16 protein-coding genes and 1 tRNA gene are annotated in these 22770 nt (G+C 40.4%); 6 read left to right on the top strand and 11 right to left on the bottom strand.

Going from position 1 to position 22770, the window contains the following annotated elements:
* Positions 1 to 4 precede the first annotated feature (4 nt).
* Genes QRD02_RS02945 through flxA form a run of 5 tightly spaced genes read right to left on the bottom strand, consistent with a single transcriptional unit; the run spans position 5 to position 4991 of the window.
* Positions 5 to 247, bottom strand: coding sequence for an acyl carrier protein (locus tag QRD02_RS02945; RefSeq protein WP_290253401.1), 243 nt, complete (start codon positions 245 to 247; stop codon positions 5 to 7).
* 2 nt (positions 248 to 249) lie between these two features.
* Positions 250 to 1470: a beta-ketoacyl-[acyl-carrier-protein] synthase family protein gene (locus QRD02_RS02940; RefSeq protein WP_290253400.1), complete on the bottom strand. Its 1221-nt coding sequence runs from the start codon at positions 1468 to 1470 to the stop codon at positions 250 to 252.
* A 13-nt stretch (positions 1471 to 1483) separates the two neighbouring features.
* Positions 1484 to 2215 (bottom strand): flexirubin biosynthesis SDR family reductase FlxB, encoded by a 732-nt coding sequence (flxB, locus tag QRD02_RS02935; protein WP_290253490.1) that lies wholly within the window; start codon positions 2213 to 2215, stop codon positions 1484 to 1486.
* A gap of 58 nt (positions 2216 to 2273) precedes the next feature.
* Entirely contained in the window at positions 2274 to 3404 is a 1131-nt protein-coding gene (locus QRD02_RS02930) for a WG repeat-containing protein (protein WP_290253399.1), read from the bottom strand.
* 54 nt (positions 3405 to 3458) lie between these two features.
* A complete protein-coding gene (gene flxA / locus QRD02_RS02925) occupies positions 3459 to 4991 on the bottom strand; it encodes a flexirubin biosynthesis tyrosine ammonia-lyase FlxA (protein WP_290253398.1) in 1533 nt (510 codons plus the stop codon).
* 103 nt (positions 4992 to 5094) lie between these two features.
* On the opposite strand from flxA, the gene QRD02_RS02920 reads away from it, so the two are divergent.
* Positions 5095 to 6339, top strand: a complete 1245-nt coding sequence (locus QRD02_RS02920) for an NAD(P)/FAD-dependent oxidoreductase (protein WP_290253397.1) — start codon at positions 5095 to 5097, stop codon at positions 6337 to 6339.
* Positions 6340 to 6581: 242 nt separating this feature from the next.
* Here the strand turns inward: QRD02_RS02920 and QRD02_RS02915 are convergent.
* Positions 6582 to 6654: transfer RNA gene (locus tag QRD02_RS02915), tRNA-Gln, on the bottom strand.
* Positions 6655 to 6863: 209 nt separating this feature from the next.
* Here QRD02_RS02915 and QRD02_RS02910 point away from each other — a divergent pair.
* Positions 6864 to 10187 carry a glycosyltransferase family 117 protein gene (locus QRD02_RS02910; RefSeq protein ID WP_290253396.1) on the top strand — a complete coding sequence of 1108 codons (3324 nt, stop codon included), beginning with the start codon at positions 6864 to 6866 and terminating at the stop codon, positions 10185 to 10187.
* A gap of 27 nt (positions 10188 to 10214) precedes the next feature.
* The gene (locus QRD02_RS02905) at positions 10215 to 10868 is read left to right on the top strand and encodes a polysaccharide deacetylase family protein (RefSeq protein WP_290253395.1); all 654 of its coding nucleotides are present in this window, start codon (positions 10215 to 10217) and stop codon (positions 10866 to 10868) included.
* Here the strand turns inward: QRD02_RS02905 and QRD02_RS02900 are convergent.
* From QRD02_RS02900 to QRD02_RS02890, 3 genes are all read right to left on the bottom strand, one after another.
* A complete protein-coding gene (locus QRD02_RS02900; RefSeq protein WP_290253394.1) occupies positions 10848 to 12320 on the bottom strand; it encodes a phage tail-like protein in 1473 nt (490 codons plus the stop codon). The two genes, QRD02_RS02905 and QRD02_RS02900, sit on opposite strands and share 21 nt — an antisense overlap.
* Positions 12321 to 12537: 217 nt before the next feature.
* Positions 12538 to 12834: a thioredoxin family protein gene (locus QRD02_RS02895; protein WP_290253393.1), complete on the bottom strand. Its 297-nt coding sequence runs from the start codon at positions 12832 to 12834 to the stop codon at positions 12538 to 12540.
* 55 nt (positions 12835 to 12889) lie between these two features.
* Entirely contained in the window at positions 12890 to 14116 is a 1227-nt protein-coding gene (locus QRD02_RS02890) for a metallophosphoesterase (protein ID WP_290253392.1), read from the bottom strand.
* 178 nt (positions 14117 to 14294) lie between these two features.
* On the opposite strand from QRD02_RS02890, the gene QRD02_RS02885 reads away from it, so the two are divergent.
* A complete protein-coding gene (locus tag QRD02_RS02885; RefSeq protein WP_290253391.1) occupies positions 14295 to 16586 on the top strand; it encodes a GH92 family glycosyl hydrolase in 2292 nt (763 codons plus the stop codon).
* A gap of 41 nt (positions 16587 to 16627) precedes the next feature.
* Positions 16628 to 17941 carry a sugar MFS transporter gene (locus tag QRD02_RS02880; protein WP_290253390.1) on the top strand — a complete coding sequence of 438 codons (1314 nt, stop codon included), beginning with the start codon at positions 16628 to 16630 and terminating at the stop codon, positions 17939 to 17941.
* 143 nt (positions 17942 to 18084) lie between these two features.
* Here the strand turns inward: QRD02_RS02880 and cphA are convergent, their stop codons facing one another.
* A complete protein-coding gene (cphA, locus tag QRD02_RS02875) occupies positions 18085 to 20721 on the bottom strand; it encodes a cyanophycin synthetase (protein WP_290253389.1) in 2637 nt (878 codons plus the stop codon).
* Between the two features lie 96 nt (positions 20722 to 20817).
* On the opposite strand from cphA, the gene QRD02_RS02870 reads away from it, so the two are divergent.
* Entirely contained in the window at positions 20818 to 21690 is an 873-nt protein-coding gene (locus tag QRD02_RS02870; protein WP_290253388.1) for a cyanophycinase, read from the top strand.
* 52 nt (positions 21691 to 21742) lie between these two features.
* On the opposite strand, the gene QRD02_RS02865 is transcribed toward QRD02_RS02870, so the two are convergent.
* Positions 21743 to 22675, bottom strand: coding sequence for an isoaspartyl peptidase/L-asparaginase family protein (locus QRD02_RS02865; protein WP_290253387.1), 933 nt, complete (start codon positions 22673 to 22675; stop codon positions 21743 to 21745).
* Positions 22676 to 22770 lie beyond the last annotated feature (95 nt).

The following is a 22770-nucleotide window of genomic DNA, read 5'->3' as shown; positions in this document are numbered from 1 at the left end:
AATTTCAGCAGATTTTGGTTTCAATAAGGTCGTAAAAATCTTGAAGCGTAATCACGTTTAGGAAATCCTCACCTGTCAACTTAACCCCAAAGTTGGCCTCAATAGCCACAACCAAATCCACAAAATCCAAGCTATCCAACTCCAATGTTTCCTTGAGATTGGCCCTAGGTTCAATATCATTGGTTTCAACCTCAAACTCATCTACAAGAAAGTAGTTTATCTTCTCAACTATAACTTCTTTATTCATTTTTAATGTGTGCACTTTTTAATAATTAATGCGGAATTGGTTCCCCCAAATCCGAAAGAATTGGACAAAAATACATCAATTTTTCTATTTAACGTTTTCTTAACAAGGTTTAATTTTGATGCCGCCTCGTCGGGGGTTTCTAGATTGATGTTTGGTGCTATAAAGGAATTTTCCATCATTAGCATTGAGTAAATAACTTCGCTTGCGCCGGCCATCCAACATTCGTGGCCGGTCATGGATTTTGTGGAGCTTACCAAGGGGCCATTTTCGCCAAAAACATCTGCGATTGCGAGTGCCTCGTTGGCGTCACCAACAGGGGTTGAGGTGGCATGGGCGTTTACATAATCAACTTGTGTCGCTTTTATATTGGCTTGTTCCAAAGCCATTTTCATTGCCCTGGCCGGACCATCAATATTCGGAGTTGAAATATGTTCCCCATTTGAAGAAAAACCGTAGCCAATGATTTCACCCAAAATTGGAGCACCTCTTTTTACGGCACTTTCATAGCTTTCAACAATTAAAGTCGCGGCGCCGCCACTGGGCACAAGTCCATCCCTGTTTTTATCGAACGGTCTACACGCTTTGGCGGGATCATTTTGTGTTGAAAAAACACCGAGGCCGTCAAAACTTCCCATTGCAAGTTCATTGATTTCCTGGGCACCACCTGAAATAATGCAATCCTGCAGGCCATTTTTTATAAGAAAATATGCCATCCCGATGGAGTGTGAACCGCTGGCACAGGCCGCACTGATAGTAAAATTGACCCCTCGCAGTTTGAAAATGGTTGAAAGGTTCATGGTTACCGATGAATTCATAGCCTTAAAAATGGCACCCGATCCAACCAAGGTTGTATCTTTTTTCTCGCGGATTTTATCAACGGATTCAATTACGGACTTTGCCGTGCTGTCATTTCCATATAGAATTCCCACTTCATTCTCATCAAGAAATTGTTGCTCTATTTTAGCATTTTTAAGGGCTTCAATGGTGGCAGCATATGCATATGCGCCTTCCTCACCCATACTTACGCGTTCGCGGCGGGATAGCTGATCCTTCAAATTTGGTTCTTCGACCCATCCAGTCAAGCAGGAACGATAGCCGAAATCCTTTCGTTTTTCGTCATAAATAATTCCTGACTTGCCTTGGTATAAAGACTCCTTCACTTCCTGCAGGTTTTTGCCGATGCAGGAGTAAATGCCCATTCCGGTTATTACTACTCTTCTCACTTCTCCTTCAATTTTAGGAATAAATTCCACCATTAATATTAATAACCTCCCCGGTAATATAGGATGCTTTTGGTGATGCCAAAAAGCTAACAAGATGAGCTACTTCCGCGGTTTCTCCAAATCGATTGGCCGGTATTAATTTTTTTAGTTCTTTTTCGTCAAGTTCGGCGGTCATATCGCTTTTTATGAATCCTGGGGCAACGGCGTTCACGGTTATGTTCCGTTTGGCCACTTCCTGCGCAAGTGCCTTTGTGGCTCCAATTACTGCACCTTTTGCAGCGGAATAATTGACCTGACCAGCAGTTCCTTTTAATCCAGAAACTGAAACCATGTTGATAATTCTTCCATATTTATTGACCAATAATTTTTGGATCAAAGCATTGCTTACATTGTAAAATCCATTCAAACTAGTATTGATCACGCTATGCCAGTCTTCAGGTTTCATCCACATAAACATACCATCTTTAGTAATTCCGGCATTGTTTATAATTACTTCAATGATAGCTTCCTTATTTTTTTCGTGCCATAAGTCAAATGCCTTATTGACGGCTTCAGGATTGGTAACGTCAAACTGAATAATTTCTCCTTTTCCGCCGTTGGCCTCAACTTCCATTAAGGTTTGCTGGGCGGCTTCCTTATTGCCGTTATAGTTAATTAGTAGTTGGTACTCCAAATCCTTCGCCAATTGTATGCAAATTGCACGTCCAATACCACGGGAGCCGCCGGTTATTAATGCGTATTTTATTTTATTTTTCTTTTCCTCCATATTTTTTCAGAAAAATTTTGGACCTGAGGCAGCCTATTTATTTTGATGTGTCAACAAAATTTTCTGCATTTTGGTGCCACTGGCCCAACACTTTTCCATTTTCATCAATAAACCCCCATTTTTTATCTTTTTTTACTTTGGCAATACCATTGATGAAACCTTTGTCTGACCCGCTTTGCAGAAATCCTAATCCCGAGGAAATGTCATATTCCATAGGGATAACCAGTTTTCCGGTTTTGTCAATAAAGCCCCATAATTTTTTCTCCTTCACCGGGGCGAGACCATTGTCAGAAAAAATTTCGGCATCGCTGTATTTAATTTCTGTAACAGTTTCTCCTTTTTCATTTATGTAACCCCAAAGTTTACCATTATTTACAGGTGCAAGACCAGCATTGAAAGCTCTTACTTTATCATAAGTTGGCTGAATTACCCACTCCCCTTTTCCATTTATGTAGCCCATTTTCTTGTTGCTTCGGGCATAGGTTAATGCGGAATCGTTCGTGAAATCCCATATTTTATCTATTCCGGCAATTGGAGTAAAAGAGCCATTATTAATCACGCCAAAGCTTTCTCCTTTTCGGGCCCAAATACCATTCTTACTATAATCGCCGATTTCATCGTATTCCGCGGGCACAAAAACTTCACCTTTATTGTTGAGCAATCCCCAAGTCGCTCCGTTTTTATATTTTGCATATCCATTATTGTAACCTTTTATTTCATCATATTTTGGTTCTAAAATGGTCTTGCCGTTGGTGTCAATCAATCCTATTTTGTCCCCGTTTCTAATTACGGCAACTCCATTGTCAAAATCGTAGACCTTGTCCGTGGCAGGTATGCTTAAGGTTTCACCTTTATCATTGATGTATTTCCATTGGTCATATTGCATTACAACGGCATATCCGGAATTAAATTCCTTCACTCGATCATATTCTGGCTGTATTACCCATTGTCCAGTGGTGTTGATGAAGCCCCACTTCTTGTCTTTCATTGCCGCGGCATATTTGCCAGAAAAATCTGCGGCTTTTTCAAATTGCGGCTGGATGGCATATTCACCCGATTTGTTGATGTATCCAAATTGATCATTGTCACGGACCAGCGCCAATTCCTGTGAAGAAATTGCACTTGTTCCCATAATTAAAGTAAGCGCGAAGAAAAAAATTGATTTCATAATTATCTTGGTTTTTAGTTAGTTAAGGGGATATGGTCTTTTTGCAAATTTAGTTTATTCTTGATTTACAGAGGTCATCAAAAATTCCTTTACGCTATTTACGTAAGGATACATCACGACGTCCTCCTTAAAAACGGGTACTATTCGGCGAATTTCATCATACATTTTCTTTGTTTCCGAGGAAACATCGTTCTGAACCCCTAAATATTCTATGGCCTGAACTATTGTTATTAGCTCTATGGCAAGCACTTCAAATGCATTTTCAATTACTTTTTTAGTAATAAGCGCAGCATTGGTCCCCATGCTTACCACATCTTGATTGTCATTATTGTTTGGAATACTGTGTACATACATTGGGTTGCTGAGCATTTGGCTTTCCGCAGTAGTTGAAGTTGCAGTAAATTGTACGCCCTGCATTCCAAAATTGAGCCCCAATTTCCCAAGATTAACGAATGGTGGAAGAATCTCATTCAATTTTGAATTTAGCAGATAATTTAACTGCCGTTCGGCAAGCATTGTCATTTTTGCTACCACTATTTTCAGTTTGTCCATTTCAAGCGAAACATAATCGCCGTGAAAGTTTCCGCCGTGATACACGTGGCGCTTTTCAACATCAACAATTGGGTTGTCATTTGCTGAATTTACTTCTTCAATCAATATTTTTTCAACGCCATTCAGCGTGTCCAAAACAGGACCCAAGATTTGTGGAACACAGCGCAGAGAGTAATATTCCTGGACTTTTTCGATAAAAACCTCCTCATTGCTGGCTCCGCTATAAAGGTGATGCTCGCGCTTGCGTGTTAGTTTGCTGTCCTTTAAATGTGCGCGCATCATTTCAGCCACTTTTCGCTGGCCCTCGTGTTTTTTGGTTTGGTTTAGTTCGAAAGAAAGGTGGTCATCATATGCCTTTACAATTTCATTAATGGCCGAGGATGCTGTGATCATCCACCGCATTATATGTTTTGTATTTATCACATTTACCAATCCAATGCCCGTCATTACTGAAGTTCCGTTCATCAAGGCCAAGCCTTCGCGCAGGGCTACTTTTATGGGTTGTAAATTTTCAAGCTTGAACACGTCTTCGGTATTTCTTCTTTCACCTTTGTAAAAAACTTCTCCCTCCCCAATAAGTACCAAGGCCAAATGTGCCAGTTGCACCAAATCGCCACTGGCGCCCACGCCTCCGTGCTCATAGATAAGTGGGATGATGTTTTTATTGAGCAATTCACCCATCAATTTTATTACTGATGGATGTACACCGCTATTTCCAAGGCTCAGAGTGTTCATTCGTGCAAGCATTGCCGCCCTTACGTATTGCGCTGGTATGGCATTGCCGGTGCCCGAGGCGTGGCTTCGGATAAGGTTATATTGAAGTTGGATGCGCTGGTCATCCTTTATTTTGTATTGCGCCATGGGCCCGAAACCGGTGTTGACTCCGTAAATAATTTTGTTTTCGGAAAATTCTTTCAAAAAATCAAAACTGTTTTGAACCCTATCTACTATATCTTTGTGAAGTTGGACCGTTTCGTTTTTGATTATAACATTCTCAAAATCGGTTAATTCCAGTTTTCCTTGTAATGTTGGCATTTACGGTTGAATGTGTGTTCGATTAAAAATTAAAGTTGCTCAAAAAAAATATTTATTTTGCATTGCAAATTTAGAATTTTTTAACAATCTATATATTAATAATATGAATGATATTGCTGTTGATGTGTTAATTATTGGCGCTGGCCCATCCGGTTGCGTTGCTTCTGCCTATCTAAAAAACAACGGAATAAGCTCCAAAGTAGTAGAAAAAAGTAAGTTTCCGCGTTTCGTGATTGGCGAAAGCCTTTTGCCTCGATGCATGGACCATTTTGAGGAAACCGGACTATTAGCGTGTTTGATGGATCAGAATTTTGAAATTAAGGCTGGCGCAAGATTCTTAAAAAATGACATTGTTTGTAATTTTGATTTTGCACAGAAACACACGCCCGGCTGGGATTATACGTGGCAGGTTCCACGCGCCGATTTTGACAACACTCTTGCCAAGGAGCTCGTTAAAAAAGGGGTGGATGTTTCTTTCCAACACGAAGTAACGGCTGTAGATTTTGATGCCAACGGCCACTCCACCACCACGGTAAAGGATGAAAATGGAAATGAATATAAAATTCATGCCAAATTCATCATAGACAGCAGCGGCTATGGAAGGGTTTTGCCACGTTTGTTGGATTTGGATAAACCTTCTTCCTTAGAGGCAAACTCGGCAATATTCACACACGTTAGCGAACCAGACCGTCCCGAAGGTGTGGAAGGAACCATCATAACCTTTGATGTTGTGAAGGATGAAGTATGGCTTTGGGTGATTCCATTTTCGAACGGAAACACCAGTATCGGATTCGTCGGGCCCACGGAATATATTGAATCCTTCAGCGGTACAAATGCTGAAAAGCTTAGGGAAATGCTCAAAACTTCGGATTATTATTATGATAGATTAAAAAATTTGGAATTCCTTTTTGAGCCGCATATAATCAAAAATTATTCAAAAGCAGTAAAACAGCTTTATGGCAAAGGTTACGCATTGACAGGCAACAGTGCTGAATTTTTGGATCCGGTATTTTCATCGGGCGTAACCTTTGCGACCGAATCTGGTGTGAAGGCCGCCAAATTAATAACGAAACAATTGAACGGCGAAAAAGTTGATTGGGAAAAAGAATATACGGGCTACATTATGAAAGGTGTTGATGTTTTCAGGACCTACGTTAGTGAATGGTACACGGGAAATCTTCAGAAAATATTCTTCCATCGTCCTGAGAATCCGGTAATAAAAGAACAAATTTGTGCGGTTCTTGCAGGTTACGTTTGGGATGAAACCAATCCCTTCGTAAAAAACCACAACCGCCTTGTAAAAACGGTTGCGAAGGTTATTGATATGGAGAACGAAGAGGTAAGCTAAGCAGCAATCTTTATTTACTTCTCAATATCTTCTTGGATTATCTTCATGTCCTTATCACTGAAATTGTATGACATTGGACGATATACCGTATGTATTACTTCTCCAGTTTTTGAATTTATTACTGAAATAAACTTATCTGTATTGCTTCGTATATATGATAGATAATAGAATTCTTCACCATTTATATAAAAATTTATGAAATAAAAAATCCCAAACTTTTTTAAGATTGGGATTCTAATTTGTTGGCCCACTAGGGCTCGAACCTAGACTCTTCTGAACCAAAATCAGACGTGTTGCCAGTTACACCATGGGCCATCATTCCATCCCCAATTGTGGCGGGGCAATAATGAGGTGGCAAATTTAATACAAACTTTGGCTTGTACAAATATTTTATTGCAAAAAATTTGTACTGTCCCACATTGGCATCATTAAAAATATAGCACCATATTCTACGTTACCTCAATAACATAATTGGGGCTATGTATATTATTAGTAAATTCGTCCCGTTCAAATTTAAATTGCTTATGGGTTCTTTCAACTTTACAAAATGGAACAAAATTACTGGCTGGATTGTCTTTGCCGTTGCCCTTACTACCTATTGGTTAACCGTGGAACCGACAGTAAGTTTTTGGGATGCGGGTGAATATATTGCCACATCCAGCAATCTTGAGGTGGGCCATCCGCCGGGCGCACCGCTCTTTCAATTATTGGGGGCGTTTTTCTCCATATTCGCACCGGATGCTTCATATATTGCACTTACCATTAACTTAATGTCCGTTTTTTCCAGTGCATTCACCATTTTGTTTATGTTTTGGTCACTCACAATTTTGCTAACCAATATTGTTTCGAAACATCACGAAATAAAAAGAAACAATGCAATAGCAATTATTGGAAGTGCCGCAGTAGGCTCGCTAGCATTTACCTTTACGGATAGTTTTTGGTACAACGCAGTGGAAGCTGAGGTTTACGCAAGTGCAATCTTTTTAATGTCGGTGCTATTTTATACCGCCTTGCGTTGGGAACGCGATATGCTGGAACCCCGTGGCAACCGCTGGGTTATCCTTATCGCATTTATTATAGGGCTTTCCTTTGGAGTGCACTTTATGGCATTGCTAACCATTCCTGCTATCGGTTTTTTGTATTTCTTCAAACATTACAAAACCGTTACCGTAAAGAATTTCATAGTTGCAAATATTGTAGCCGTCGCTATACTTCTTTTAATTTTTAAGCTTTTATTGCCGTGGACAATGAAATTCTTTAGCGCTTCTGAATTGTTTTTTGTAAACAGCATCGGGCTCCCTTTTAACTCCGGGACCATATTTGCTGCATTGCTTTTTGTGGTACTTTTTATTATCGGGTTGCGCTTTACGAGAAGAAGAGGATATGCCCAACTGAATACGTTACTGCTGTGTGTACTCTTCATATTTATTGGATTTTCCAGTTGGCTAATGCTTCCAATTCGCGCAAATGCGGGAACAGTGATAAATGAAAATAATCCGAACAATGCCCGCGAACTATTGGCATACTATAATAGGGAACAATATCCTGAGACACATCTTTTCTACGGACCGCTTTTCACGGAAAGTTATGTAGGTTTAGATGAAGACAATCCTTATAGGGACGAAAAGCCAAATTATGAAAAGGATGAAGCAACTGGCAAATATGTTATTGTAAACAATTATAAAAACGCAGCCCAGAACACTGAAGATTCCCAAAAAGGTTTCTTGCCACGAATGTGGAGCACCGAGCATAGCAAAAACTATTTGGAGTTTACCAACGGTTTGGATTTTTCCATTAAAAGTGAATATTTAAGCGAGCCACGACTTGTGGAAGAGGTAAATAAATTCAAGCAGGCATACAACCAGGATTTGGTGGACAAGGAAGGGTATGATAAATTTCTGAAGAATTTTAGCCAATATCTGGACATTCAAAAACCCTCCTTTTTACAGAATATACAGTTTATGCTAGAGTTTCAATTTGGCTACATGTATTGGCGCTACTTTATGTGGAACTTTACCGGAAGACAGGACGATGTTCAGGGCCAATATACGGACCTCCACGGAAACTGGCTGAGTGGAATTAAGTTCATTGATGCCCTGCGGCTGGGCAATCAGGAGGCCTTGCCCAGTGATATGGAAAACAACAAAGCTCGCAATACCTACTTTTTCCTTCCTCTGATTTTGGGTATAATTGGTTTGGTTTTTCATTTCAAAAACGACCAAAAAAGTTTTTGGGTGTTGCTGGTGCTGTTTCTATTTATGGGGCTTGCCCTCAAAATATACCTCAACGAACGACCCTTTGAACCGCGGGAGCGCGACTATGCTTTAGTGGGAAGTTTCTATGTTTTCGCAATGTGGATAGGCTATGGCGTTTATGCACTTTTCGACATATTGAAAAATTATTTGAAACCGAAGGTAGCCCTGCCAGTGGTGCTTATTGCTACCACTTTGGCCGCCCCCGTATTGTTGGCTACCCAAAACTGGGACGACCACGACCGAAGCAACCGGTATACCGCCCAGTCCATGGGCAAAATGTATTTGGATTCCTGTGATGAAAACGCCATACTTTTCACCATTGGCGATAATGACACCTTCGCCCTGTGGTATGCACAGAATGTTGAGGGCTATCGTCAGGACGTTCGGATAGTGAACACGAGTTTGTTCCAAACCGATTGGTATATTGATGATATGAAGAAGAAAGCCTTCACGAGTGATCCAATTCCATCGCAATTGACACACGAAAAATACCGCTACGGAACACGAGACTTTCTTATTTTCCAACAAACAACAAAGGATACCATTGATATAAAAACCTGGATGAACTTTGTTGCAAATGATAGCCCCGCTACACAAATGGAGCTGCCCAGCGGACAAGTGATAAACACATTCCCGTCCAAGGTTATCCGCATTCCAGTGGACAAAGAAGCAGTGCTCAGAAACGGAATTGTGGACCAAAAGGACGCAGATAAAATTGTGCCTTACATCGATATCAATTTAAAAGGCGACATTATTTATAAAAACCGAATGATGATGCTGGATATTATTGCCAATAACAATTGGGAACGTCCCATTTATTTCAGCGGTGGTAGCTTTGGCGATGACGATTATCTATGGATGAAGGATTATTTGCAGCTGGACGGCGTTGTTTACAAACTGGTTCCAATAAAAACGCCATTAAACAAACGGAATCCTTTTGATATGGGCCGAATAGATGCCAACAAAATGTATGATATCGTGATGTCGTGGGATTGGGGCAATAGCGGAAGTCCGGACATATACCACGATACCGAAACACGCAGGAATGGAATAACCTACCGAAGCAACCTAGCCCGACTTGCCGAAGCACTCATCAACAATGGCGAAAACGGAAAAGCCGAGAAAGTGCTCGACCTGGCAATGGATAAAATGCCAGTTAAATATTTTGAATACTACAGTTTGCTGGAACCGTTCGTGATAGGCTATTACGAATTGGACATACCCGAAAAGGCCCGCAAAGTCTATGAAGATGTTACAAAATTATATCAGGAACATCTAGTGTATTACAACAGTTTAAAATTCAACAACCAACGCAACATTGCTTCAGACATTATAAGTGACGTGGAACGATACCGAAGCTTGGTTCAACTGGCCGTAATGTATGACGATGAAACCTTTGCGCGGGAGGAAGCCAAGAAATTCAATGACTACCTGAAACTGTTCCGACACTTCTATTCCCCGGATGAAGCAATTGATCTGGACAAGGAATTTAGAACAGATTCAACTATTGAAATTCCATTAGACTCCAATCTCCTAAAAAAAATGGAAGAAGAACCAATTCAAAATATTGAAACAGAAATTCCTGTAAATTAGAAAAGATTGAAATTCAATTTAATAAAAATGCCCAGATTCATCCAGGGGTTATACCCTGAGCGAATTTGGGCATTTTCGGATTCCAAGGATTCAGTTTATTTAACTTTTGACGATGGCCCAATTCCAGAAGTAACCTCTTGGGTTTTGGACGAGCTGAAAAAGCACAAAGCAAAAGCAACATTCTTTTGCATAGGCGAAAACGTGCAAAAGCATCCCGAAATTTTTAGAAGAATTCTTGCCGAAGGGCATTCCGTGGGCAATCACACTTTTAACCATTTAAATGGCTGGAGAACTGAAACGTCGGAATATGTAGAAAATGTATTGAAATTTAAAGAACTACTTAATTCTGAATTCACAATCAAGAATTCTGAAATATTATTCCGTCCGCCCTATGGAAAAGTAACTTCGCAGCAGGCCAAAATACTCCAGCAAAAAGGGTTTAAAATTGTGATGTGGGATATTATAAGTTATGATTACGATGCAAAAGTTTCCGAAGAAAAATGCCTTCAAAATGTATTGAAAAATTTAAGATCGGGGAGCGTAGTTGTGTTTCACGACAGCCTAAAGGCAGAAAAAAACCTTCGGTATGTTTTGCCGAAGGTTTTGGGGTTTATTAGGGAGAGAGATTTGTTGTGTAAATCAATAAACCAAAATTCTTATTTATCTAGCGGTAAGATTTAGAGAAACTGTATTCATCTTACCTGTACCAGAAAAACGTTCTGCCCATATTTCAATATAATCTCCATTTTTTAGTTCAACAGTTCCAACTATCGGTAGGGCTAAGATTCCGGAATTATTAAGCAAAAACCCACTAGCCCCCCGTCCATAAACCTTTGTTTCAGGAAGAACAACTCCATTCTTAGCTATATATAAAATAATCGTAGGTTCCGCTTCAGACTGGAATGAAACCGAACCAGTGACTTGAAAATATCTTTTCTTTGATCCTCTATAGGTTATTCGATTATTTACTGGATTTTCAAAGCGAAAAAGATTATTCGAAGTGGTTGTTCCAAGTACCTTTATTGGAGTTCCATTTGAACCAAAAGAAGTTTCAGCTCCTGTACCTACTGCTGCTGATAGATTTATATCGCCTGTAGCCGCATCATCAGCCTCTCTCGGAATCCCAGGGCTGTTTACGGTCCAAGCCGTTGAAAAATTATAGCCAGGATAAGTGCTTGCTGCAGGATAAGGTTTTACATACGTGCCCCCTCCGGAAAAAACCGTTCCCAACAAAACACCAGTACCTACGGTTAATCCTGTATTACTAACATCTAATGCAGTGGCACTGAGGGGAACAGTACTAAATCCGCTCACTTTTTCTATTAATCCAAAGGTACCAGTGTACGTTTCGAAAGTACCTAAGTTAGTACCTAACCAGGCTTGGTTATTTAAGAGCAAATTTCCTATATTGGTATAAGTAATACCGCCAACATTATTTATAAACTGAACAATATTTCCAAAATATAGTCCCAATGACGAAATAGTTCCTACACGAGTTGTCATTCCATCAATAATGGTGTTCTGAATAAGAAGAGAAGACGGAGTGGCGGCTCCGGGACCAACAATATTAAAGGCTCTCGCTCCTTTGATTGTAATGTTTCGAATACTGCCGCCAGTATTTCCTTCAAAAACAGTTCCCCCGGCAAATGACAGAATATCTTCATTTGCATCCATTCCAGAAATATAGGCATTATTTAAATCAATCGGAGTCGTAAGGTTAATCAGTCCGTTAATTTCATAGTAAGTATTTGTCTGCAAAGTGATTTTTCCGCTTAAGGGCGCAGGAAAATCTGCTACAGTTTTTACTAACTTATAATTACTTCTTTGGTTTGTGGTAGAATTTATTCTAACCCAGCTTCCTGGAGGGGGAGTATCATCAAAATGGAAAAAAGATTCCAAGTTTGTGTCGTATACTAAAAGACTGTTGGCGGGAGTTGTAATAGCTAACCTTTGAGTAGTAGTCATCCGAGGCACTAACATTCCTTTATCCGTTGAAGTAACATCTAATACTGATGAAGCTGCTGGATTGGTATTCCCAATACCCACTTGGGCATTAACAGAAACAGTAAACAAAAAGATTAAAAGAGAAAATACACTACCCGAAACGGAAAGTGAGAAGTAGGAATTTTTCATGACGCTTGGGGATAAAGTAAATTTTTTCCGACAAATTAAACGACTTAATCGGAATTAACAATCACTTTAACGGTAAATTTTATAATTTTTAACTTATTTGTGGGAATACCGTTAAATCATTAACAGTAGATTAGGATATGTAGAATATTATGCCAAAAGTTTATATTATCAGCACGTTTTTAAGAATAAATCAAATTGTTTATTGAGCATTTTGACACTAAATATATTCATTAATGAGCCCAATGAGCGTATCTGCATCCTGTTCGCCGCTCTGGCGCCATTTCATTTCGCCATTTTTGTAGATCATTAGCGTGGGTAGGCCTTTCACCCGAAGTGCTTCTGCAAGTTCCTTGTTTTTGTCAACATCAATTTTTATAACTCGGGCCTTATCGCCAAGCGCTGCCGCAACATCTCTAAGTACCGGATTCATAATTTTGCAAGCTTCATCCCATTCTGCATAAAAATCCAACAGCACGGGAATTCGAGTTTCAATTAATTCTCCAAATTTTGACATTTACATAATGTATTAGTGGAACATTTGTATTTACAAATATAACATTTCCCTATTATTATACAGTATTCTGTTTCTTTTTAAGTTGAATTACAGTGATCTCTGGCCAAATGCCAATCCTTCCGGGATAGCCTAAATATCCGAAACCACGGTTCACATTTATATATCTTCCAAATTCCTCATAAATTCCAGCCCAATTTTTATACCTATACTTTATGGGGCTCCATTTAATTATACCGGGAATTTCAATGCCAAACTGCATTCCGTGAGTATGGCCGCTCAAGGTTAGCTGAAAGTTGCGCCTATCTGTCTTTACTTTTGACTGCCAATGGGAAGGGTCATGGCTCAACAAAATTTTGAACATATTTCCGGAAATTCCTTCACTAGCTTTGTCCAAATCTCCCGATTGTTTAAATCCATTTTCGCCCCAGTTTTCAACGCCAACTATTGCAATCTGCTGTCCATTTCTTTCCAAAATTCTGTTTTCATTCCGCAATAAATCCCATCCCATTTCCTTTTGGGAATCTATAAGTCTACGGAAATTTTCGGCTTTTGCGGACGCACTTTTCCACTTTACATAATCACCATAATCGTGATTTCCCAATACCGAAAAAATACCTTGCGGAGCTTTTAACGTTGAAAATAGATTTTTCCAATCGTGCAATTCATCGGCGGTATTGTTCACCAAATCACCCGTAAATAGTATGATATCACTTTGCTGTTCGTTAATGAGATTTACGGCATATTCCACTTTTCTTCGATTGTCGAAACTTCCACAGTGCACATCACTTATCTGCGTTAACGTGAAGCCGTCAAATTCATCTGGCAAATCGTCAAATTCCAGGGCATATTTCAAAACGCGATAATCATACTTCCCTTGAATCATTCCATAAAGCAGGGATGCAAAAGGAATTGCAGCAATTCCCAAGGCAATAGTACTAACAAATTTTCGGCGTGATGGCATATAGAAATCACCTTGGCTGCCATAAATTTTCATAAATAAACCCACGAAAAATCTTAGAATATCTTCGCCGAACATAAATATAACGAGCAACAATTTCGGTACAAAAACGGCCAGAAATATTCCGAAGAAATACATTTTGGGCGGCTGCATCATTTTGGATGAACCGAAAAATGACAGTTCGTAAATCAATCCCGCCAAAACCATAAGCGAAATAACAACGTAAAAACCATAAATCAGTGGACTCTTTGTAATAGTTTTTACCGCCTGAAAGGCATAAATATCCACCAAAATGTAAAATAGTATAAAAAGAAACCAACGCATAGGAGAAAGAATTTTTAAAGGTAACAAGTTTCAAAAAATTGATTTGTGCCTTCACTTTATTTTAACGGTTTTAGTATCTTTTCAAAATATTCCTTCGTAATGCACTCAATCTCGCCTACCTCTTTTTTCAAATTTCACAGGAAAAAAAACTACCTCCAATCTTTATAATTGATAAAAAATGAACAGAAAAAAAGTTGCCCTAATTGCAATTTTCAGTTGCATGATGACATTTGCACAAACCAAAGATTTTACCCAATTCGTAAATCCATTTATCGGAACTGACAGAATGGGCCACACGTTTCCCGGAGCTACAACTCCGTTTGGAATGGTGCAATTGAGTCCGCAAACGAATGTGCAAACGATGTATCAAGCCGATGGAACTTACAATCAGAAAACCTATGAATATTGCGCGGGTTATCAATATGCAGATTCCACGATTATTGGGTTTGCGCACACTAATTTTAGCGGAACGGGACATTCAGATTTGGGCGATTTTTTGGTGATGCCAACCGTTGGAAAATTGGTTTTAGATCCGCTGATAACTGAAACTGGCGAAAAAGGTTTTGTTTCAACATTTTCACATAAAAACGAAATGGCTTCGCCGGGTTATTATAAAGTGAAATTGGACGATTATAATATTTCCGCAGAGCTTACCGCCAGTGATCGCGTGGGTTTTCATCAATATACTTTTCCGAAAAGTGATGAAGCGCACATTATTCTCGATATGGTTTACAACGTTTACGGCCACGACGATAAAAACGTTTGGACTTTTGTTCGGGTAGAAAATGATTCAACCGTTACGGGATATCGTCAAACCCACGGTTGGGCGCGAACCCGCACTGTTTATTTTGTGATGGAATTTTCAAAACCCTTCAAAAGTTACGGTCATAAAAAATATAACAAAGCCAAATACAACGGCTTTTACAGAAAATTCAATGAAGAAGAAAATTTCCCCGAAATGGCTGGAAAGGAAATTCGAGCTTTCTTCAATTTCGATACCGAAGAAAACGAAAAAATATCAATAAAATTTGCGCTTTCATCAGTAAGTACTGAAGGCGCGATGAAAAATCTAAAAGCCGAAATTCCGCATTGGGATTTTGAAAAAACCAAAGCCGAAACCAAGCAAAAATGGAACAAAGAACTTTCAAAAATTGAAGTAAAATCAATCACTCCCGGAGACAAAATCAATTTGTACACCGCGCTTTATCATTCGATGCTGAGCCCCATTACTTATGAAGATGTTGATGGGCAATACCGCGGTCTCGACCAAAATATCCACACTTCGGATGGGTTTACCAATTACACCATTTTTTCACTTTGGGATACCTATCGGGCGTTGCATCCGCTTTTCAATATAATCCACCCGCAACGGAACAACGATATGATAAAAAGTATGCTCGCACATCACGACCAAAGCGTGCATAAAATGTTGCCCATTTGGAGCCATTATGCCAATGAAAACTGGTGCATGATTGGCTATCACGCCACTTCGGTAATTGCGGATGCGGTTGTGAAAAACGTGGGCAATTTCGATAAAAACCACGCTTTGGAGGCTTCCATAAATACCGCGAATGTTGATTATTTTGACGGAGTTGGCGAATACAAAAAAATGGGGTTTGTTCCCGAAGACAAAAGCAGTTCGTCAGTTTCGAAAACTTTGGAATACGCTTATGACGATTGGTGCATTGCGCAAATAGCGAAAAGTGTTGGCAATACTGAAGCAGAAAAGGAGTATTTGGCGCGTTCGGAATATTTCAAAAATGTGTACGATCCTAAAATTGGGTATATGCGACCAAAACTTTCCGATGGAAAATTCAGAAAGGAATTTGATCCTTTGGACACGCATGGACAAGGTTTTATTGAAGGGAATGCTTGGAATTACGGGCTTTACGTGCCGCAAAATTTAGATGAAATGGTTGAAATGATGGGCGGAAAAGAGCGTTTTTCAAAACATTTGGATTCGCTTTTCACAATGGAACTTGACGATAAATACATCGAAAAAAATGAGGACATAACACGCGACGGTATTATGGGGAATTACGTTCACGGAAATGAGCCGGGCCACCACATTCCCTATTTATACAATTGGACGGGAAAAGATTACAAAACGCAAGAGCGCGTGCGGAAAATTATGAACGAAATGTACGCTCCAAAAGTGGATGGCCTTTGCGGAAACGACGATGCCGGACAAATGAGCGCTTGGTACATTTTCAGTGCTTTGGGCTTTTATCCCGTAACTCCCGGTTCGCCGAATTATGCGTTGGGAAGTCCGTTGGTTGAGGAAGCTATTTTGCATTTGGATAATGGAAATTCAGTGAAAATCGTGGCGAAAAACCAAAGCCCAAAAAATATTTATGTGAAAAGCGTTTCAGTTGATGGAAAGAAATTGCACAGAAATTACTTGACGCACGATGAGGTTACAAAGAGCAAAGAAATTGTTTTTGAAATGAGCAGTAAACCTAAAAAATAAAGAACCAATAGCAATAACAGCATTCATCGTATCATTAAAATATGTCCGAAAAAAAATCCTTCCGCTCCGCATTTATAACCGTTACCGTACTTTTTTTCCTTTGGGGATTTATTACCGTTTTGGTGGACAGTTTAATTCCACGTTTAAAAGATGTTTTTGAACTTACTTATTTTCAAGCGGGTTTGGTTCAGTTTGCTTTCTTTTTGGCGTATTTAATAATTTCAGTTCCCGCGGGAGCTTTGCTTTCAAGGATTGGTTATAAAAAAGGAATAGTTGTCGGGTTGATTACGATGGCAATTGGCTGTTTGCTTTTTTATCCCGCAGCGTCGGAAAGGGAATTTTGGATTTTTTTGGTGGCGTATTTTACCCTCGCTGGGGGAATCACGGTTCTGCAAGTTGCTGCAAATCCATATGTTTCAGTTTTGGGAAGCGAGGATGGCGCATCAAGCAGATTGAATCTTTCACAGGCATTTAATAGTTTGGGAACGGCAATTGCGCCATTGATTGGAGCTTCGTTTTTGCTGAGCGATACAATAATGTCTTCCGAAGAAATTTCGGTTTTGACCGATATTGATCGAAGTGCTTATTATATTTCCGAAGCTTCTGCCGTTCAAACGCCGTTTCTTTTTATTGCTGCCTTCATCGGCTTTTTGGCTCTTTTATTCCTGTTTATAAAACTTCCGAAAATATTGGAGAAAAATCCCGTGGGCGGCTACGGAAAACTTTTAAAAAACAAAATCGTGATGCTCGGCGCCTTTGGAATTTTCGTTTATGTTGGCGCCGAAGTTGCGATTGGCAGTTATTTGGTGAATTATTTCCTAAGTATGAATCTTTCTGAAATAATCCAGCAAAACGAAACTATGAAATACATCGCTGAAAGGCTTCTAAATACTGATTTAGCTTCCATAGACAGCAAAGCTATTGTTGGTGCATTTATCGTTTTTTATTGGAGCGGCGCAATGATTGGAAGATTTATCGGGGCTTATTTAACCCGAATTATGAAACCCACAAAAGTGCTTTCAATATTTGCATTTTTGGCAGTGCTGATGTTACTCATTTCAATGCACACCTACGGATTAGTTTCAATGTGGTCAATTTTGGCGGTTGGGCTTTTCAACTCAATTATGTTCCCCACCATTTTTGCGTTGACGATTGATGGTTTGGGCGATTTAAAACCGCAAGCTTCGGGATTGCTTTGTATGGCAATTGTGGGCGGGGCTGTCATCCCGCCCGCTTATGGATTTTTGACTGATACCATTGGGTTTAAGTTCGCGCTGTTTTTGATAATTGCCTGTTATGGCTACATTCTTTTCTTCGGAATATTTAAGCGGAAAAAAATTATCGCACTTCAATAAAATTCATTCGAAAATCCTTCCATTAATTTAACTATAGCAGAAATCTGTAAACAAAAAAACCGCCTATTTTATAGACGGTAATTGAGCTGATTTTAGTTAGCCAGCATAAAAGTCAGCCGCTTTTGAGGAGCGACTTTTGCTTTTTATACCGCAAACATTTTTTCGCCCCGAGTTTCCTGCTCCTTAAATTTCATTACCAAATCCAGTGCGTCCGGGATTACGTCGCTACAGCAAATAATCAATGAACCTTTTTTAGCATTGTTTACGGCATGAGTAATAGCTTCTTTTTCTGAAGGAATGATCGTGGTTTTTTTGTTTGGATCCTTCATTTTAATGCCATCGTCCAACATTCTTATTAAATCCTCTTCACTTTTTCCACGAAGGTTTTTATCCTGTCTGATTATTATTTGGTCAAACATTTCGGCGGCAATGCTTCCCAATTCGTTTGTATCCTCTTCCCTTCTATCGCCTACCCCAGCAATAATTCCAACTTTTTCAGTGGCATCAAATGAATCGGTGAAAGCTTTGAGTGCGCGCATTCCCGCAGGGTTATGGGCATAGTCCAGCAAAATGCTGAAGTTTTCAAATTGAAAAAGATTCAATCTTCCCGGCGTTTGGGAGGCCGATGGAATAAAAGTTTCCAAGGCCACTTTCATATCCTCGATGCCAATGCCGCGAACGTTGGCGGCAATTACAGCCGGAAGAATATTCTGTATCATAAAAGTTGCTCTTCCGCCATAGGTAAGCGGAATGTTTTCGGCCTTCATCACGCGCATTTTCCACGTGCCTCGGCAAAGGGTTACGTAACCATTTTCGTAAATAGCCGTAATTCCACCAAGTTTTTGGAGTGCCTTTATACGCGGATTTTCCTCGTCCATCGAGAATAGTGCGAGATTACAATTTATTGTTCGTCGCATATCGTAAACCAAATCGTCGTCCGCATTTAAAATGGCATAACCGTTTGGTAAAACGGTCTCGGGAATTACGCCCTTAACCTTCGCCAATTGCTCGATAGTATGGATTCCCTTCAACCCCAAATGGTCGCTTGCCACGTTTGTAACGATACCGATATCACATTTTTTGAAACCGAGACCCGCGCGCAGCAAGCCGCCTCGGGCACATTCCAAAACCGCGAAATTTACCGTTGGGTCTTTCAGCACAAATTCTGAACTTGCCGGGCCGGTGCAATCGCCTTTCATCAGCAATCTATTTTGAATGTAAACCCCATCGCTCGTGGTATAGCCCACTCTGTATCCTTTCATTTTTGCCATGTGGGCAATCAATCGCGTAGTGGTAGTTTTTCCATTTGTACCGGTCACGGCAATTATAGGAATTCTTCCTGTATCACCCTGAATTGGAAACAATTTATCAACCACCGGCGCGGCAACATTGCGCGGTAAACCTGTGGTTGGGGCCAAATGCATCCTAAAACCTGGGCCCGCATTCACTTCGAGAACGGCTCCGCCGGTTTCGTGCAATGGTTGACTGATATCGGTTGTCATAATATCAATTCCGCAGATGTCGAGGTCGATAATTTTGGAAATACGTTCCGCCATGGAGACGTTGGATGGATGCACTATATCGGTAACATCTTCAGCGGTACCGCCGGTGCTGAGATTTGCGGTATCTTTTAATATCACTCTTTCGCCTTCCTTAGGAATTGATTCTTCGGTGTATCCTTTTGTTTTCAGAATGGTTTTAGTGAGGTCATTAATTGTAATCTGCGTAAGTACATTTTCGTGGCCGTAACCGCGGCGCGTGTCTTTATTTACCTCATCCACCAATTCCTTTATAGTCGATTTTCCATCGCCAATTACATGCGCCGGACTTCGCTTTGCGGCGGCGACCAAAACATTGTTTATAACAAGCAATCTATAATCTTCGCCGGTGATATATTTTTCGATAATAATTTTTGAAGCCACATTTTTAGCTGCGCGAAAAGCTACCAACGCATCTTCATAGTTTTTGATATTCACGGTAATTCCGCGGCCGTGATTTCCGTCCACGGGTTTAACTACCAAAGGAAAACCCACATATTTACAGGCTTCCTCCAAACTGCTTTCGCGACTGATGATATCGCCCCGTGGCACCTCAACTTCAGCCTGTTCCAAAAGAAATTTGGTGTCTTCTTTATCACACGCCAATTCCACCCCGATGCTGCTTGTTTCCGAAGTAACGGTAGCCTGTATTCTTTTTTGGTTTGCGCCGTAACCCAATTGGCAAAGGGAATATTTATTTAACCGAATCCACGGAATTCCGCGCGCTTCGGCTTCCTCAACGATGGAACCTGTGCTTGGGCCAAGACGTTCCTCTTCGCGAAGCTCCCGCATTTTTTGAATATCATCCTCAAGATTGTAATTTTCGCCAGAAATAATCGCCCTGCAAATATCAACCGAAGCCTTTGCGGCATAGCGCCCAACATTTTCTTCGATATAGCTGAACACCACATTATATACACCTTTTTCGCCATAACCACGCGTTCTTCCGAAGCCGGTGTCCATTCCCGCCAAGGTTTGAATATCAAGCGCGATGTGCTCAATAACGTGGCCCATCCACGTGCCTTCCTCCACTCTTTGGAAAAATCCGCCCGGCTCGCCCACGCTGCATCGATGGCTGTACATGCTTGGAAACATCATTTTCAATCGGTCCAAAAAACCATCAACTTTATTGGTGGGAAGCTCTTCCATTTCTTCCAAATCCAAAACCATTACAATTAATTTATGGCGGCGTACGGACCAGTAATTTGGCCCTCGCATGGCATTGATTTCGCGTATTCTCATAGGATGGTGAATTTTTATATTAGGATCGAATTTGTTAAATATATGATTAATTTTTATAACAATTGCTGTATTTTTGCGGGCAAATAAAATAAATTCATGAGCGTAAAAGGCACACTGATCCCCATAGGTGGAAATGAAGATAAAGGCATTGAACAAAGCGAAATTTATACGCTGGAATATATTCAGGAAGGGATTCTTTCGCGCGTAGTTCGGGAAAGCGGAGGCAAGGATGCTATGATAATTGTGATTCCAACAGCATCAAGCATTCCTAATGAAGTGAGCCAAAATTATTTGAACGCTTTTGGAAAGTTGGGCTGCGAAAATGTTCATATCATGGACATCCGAAATCGTGAGGATTCCGAAGAAAAGAAAAATCTGGATTTGATAAAAAAAGCCGATTGCGTTATGTTTACAGGCGGCGACCAATCCAAAATCGTACAATATATTGGCGGAAGTTTATTGCATAAAATTATTAAGCAACGTTACGAAGACGATAATTTCGTAATTGCCGGAACCAGCGCTGGAGCTATGTGTATGAGCCAGGAAATGATAAAAGGCGGGGGCATTAAAGAAGCATTTACAAAAGGAGCCGTGTTGATGGGCGAAGGAATGGGTTTTATCCCAAACCTGATTATCGATTCGCATTTTATTCGTCGTGGCCGCTTTGGAAGGCTTGCCGAAGCCGTTGCGCGTTTCCCCGAAATGATAGGCATCGGTTTGGCGGAAGATACTGGTTTGGTAATAAAAAATTGCAATATGGCGGAAGTGATTGGTTCCGGAATGGTCATTCTTTTTGACCCCCGAAAATTGAAGCACAACAATCAAAATGTAGTTGTGGAAGGTTCCCCGATGTCACTTACCAATCTAAAAACCCATATTCTCGCCAATGGCGACAAACTGGACATAAAGAAGAACAAGATCAAGATTTCCCCTATGCACATTCAAATGACGGATGCGCAGGCTTTGTAGCTATAGGCTGTAGGCTTTAGGCTTTAGGCTTTAGGCTATAAATCGAGTTAATTTAATCTTTATAAATCCCAATTTCTTTTTTTCCTTCGGAAGTTTTAAAGGCTCGGTACATTCCCTCGGTATTGAACGGCATTGCAATATTTCCATCAGAATCGACGGCAATTAGGCCGCCATCGCCACCAATTTCCAAAACGCGTTTGTTAATTACCTCGGAAGCTGCTTCTTCCAAAGTCATTCCTTTATATTCCATCAAACAGGAAACGTCGTAAGCCACCACGCCACGAATGAAAAATTCGCCGCTGCCCGTGCAACTTACCGCGCAAGTTTTGTTATTGGCGTAGTTTCCGGCGCCAATCATTGGGCTGTCACCAATTCTTCCCCATTTTTTATTGGTCATTCCGCCGGTTGAAGTTGCGGCGGCAATGTTTCCATTTTTATCGCAGGCCACGGCACCCACCGTTCCGAATTTGCCTTCCTTTTTCAGACTGTGGTCCAACTGAAATTTATCGCTGTCCTTTATGTTTTGCCATTGCTGGTAGCGGTGTTCGTCATAAAAATATTCTGGGGTTTCCAATTTGTAATCCAAACTTTTTGCGAAACGCATTGCGCCATCTCCGGCCAAAAAAACGTGGTCGGTTTTTTCCATAATAGCACGCGCCAATGACACCGGATTCTTAATTCCCGAAATTAAGGAAACCGCGCCAGCATCCAAAGTCTTGCCATCCATAATAGCTGCGTCCATTTCATGGGTGCCATCATTGGTGAAAACGCTTCCCCTTCCGGCGTTAAAAAGCGGGGAATCTTCCAAATAATTTACGGCAGTTTCAACCGCATCCAAGGCACTTCCGCCATTCTCCAAAATGGCATATCCTTTTTCCAAGGCTTCGTTTAAAGCGGCTTTATATTGCTCTTCTTTTTCGGGAGTCATCAAGCCTTTCACAAGTGTGCCGGCGCCGCCGTGGATTACCATTGAAAATTTTTTCATTCGGAATTATTTTAGGGGCGAAAAATACGAATTGCAATCCAATTAATTTCGCCCCACGGCAGAAGTTTTGTAGTTTTGAAACTCGTCTAAAAATT

The organism is Aequorivita aurantiaca, assembly GCF_030410135.1.
GTDB lineage: Bacteria > Bacteroidota > Bacteroidia > Flavobacteriales > Flavobacteriaceae > Aequorivita > Aequorivita aurantiaca.
The sequence above is the reverse complement of the archived record's forward strand: the minus strand, read 5'-3'. Positions and strand labels throughout refer to the sequence as shown.

Bases quoted from the DNA above. Each gene is read 5' to 3' on its own strand.
- QRD02_RS02945 (WP_290253401.1), bottom strand. From the start codon at position 247: ATGAATAAAGAAGTTATAGTTGAGAAGATAAACTACTTTCTTGTAGAT.
- QRD02_RS02930 (WP_290253399.1), bottom strand. From the start codon at position 3,404: ATGAAATCAATTTTTTTCTTCGCGCTTACTTTAATTATGGGAACAAGT.
- flxA (WP_290253398.1), bottom strand. From the start codon at position 4,991: ATGCCAACATTACAAGGAAAACTGGAATTAACCGATTTTGAGAATGTT.
- QRD02_RS02920 (WP_290253397.1), top strand. From the start codon at position 5,095: ATGAATGATATTGCTGTTGATGTGTTAATTATTGGCGCTGGCCCATCC.
- QRD02_RS02910 (WP_290253396.1), top strand. From the start codon at position 6,864: ATGGGTTCTTTCAACTTTACAAAATGGAACAAAATTACTGGCTGGATT.
- QRD02_RS02905 (WP_290253395.1), top strand. From the start codon at position 10,215: ATGCCCAGATTCATCCAGGGGTTATACCCTGAGCGAATTTGGGCATTT.
- QRD02_RS02900 (WP_290253394.1), bottom strand. From the start codon at position 12,320: ATGAAAAATTCCTACTTCTCACTTTCCGTTTCGGGTAGTGTATTTTCT.
- QRD02_RS02895 (WP_290253393.1), bottom strand. From the start codon at position 12,834: ATGTCAAAATTTGGAGAATTAATTGAAACTCGAATTCCCGTGCTGTTG.
- QRD02_RS02890 (WP_290253392.1), bottom strand. From the start codon at position 14,116: ATGCGTTGGTTTCTTTTTATACTATTTTACATTTTGGTGGATATTTAT.
- QRD02_RS02885 (WP_290253391.1), top strand. From the start codon at position 14,295: ATGAACAGAAAAAAAGTTGCCCTAATTGCAATTTTCAGTTGCATGATG.
- QRD02_RS02880 (WP_290253390.1), top strand. From the start codon at position 16,628: ATGTCCGAAAAAAAATCCTTCCGCTCCGCATTTATAACCGTTACCGTA.
- cphA (WP_290253389.1), bottom strand. From the start codon at position 20,721: ATGAGAATACGCGAAATCAATGCCATGCGAGGGCCAAATTACTGGTCC.
- QRD02_RS02870 (WP_290253388.1), top strand. From the start codon at position 20,818: ATGAGCGTAAAAGGCACACTGATCCCCATAGGTGGAAATGAAGATAAA.
- QRD02_RS02865 (WP_290253387.1), bottom strand. From the start codon at position 22,675: ATGAAAAAATTTTCAATGGTAATCCACGGCGGCGCCGGCACACTTGTG.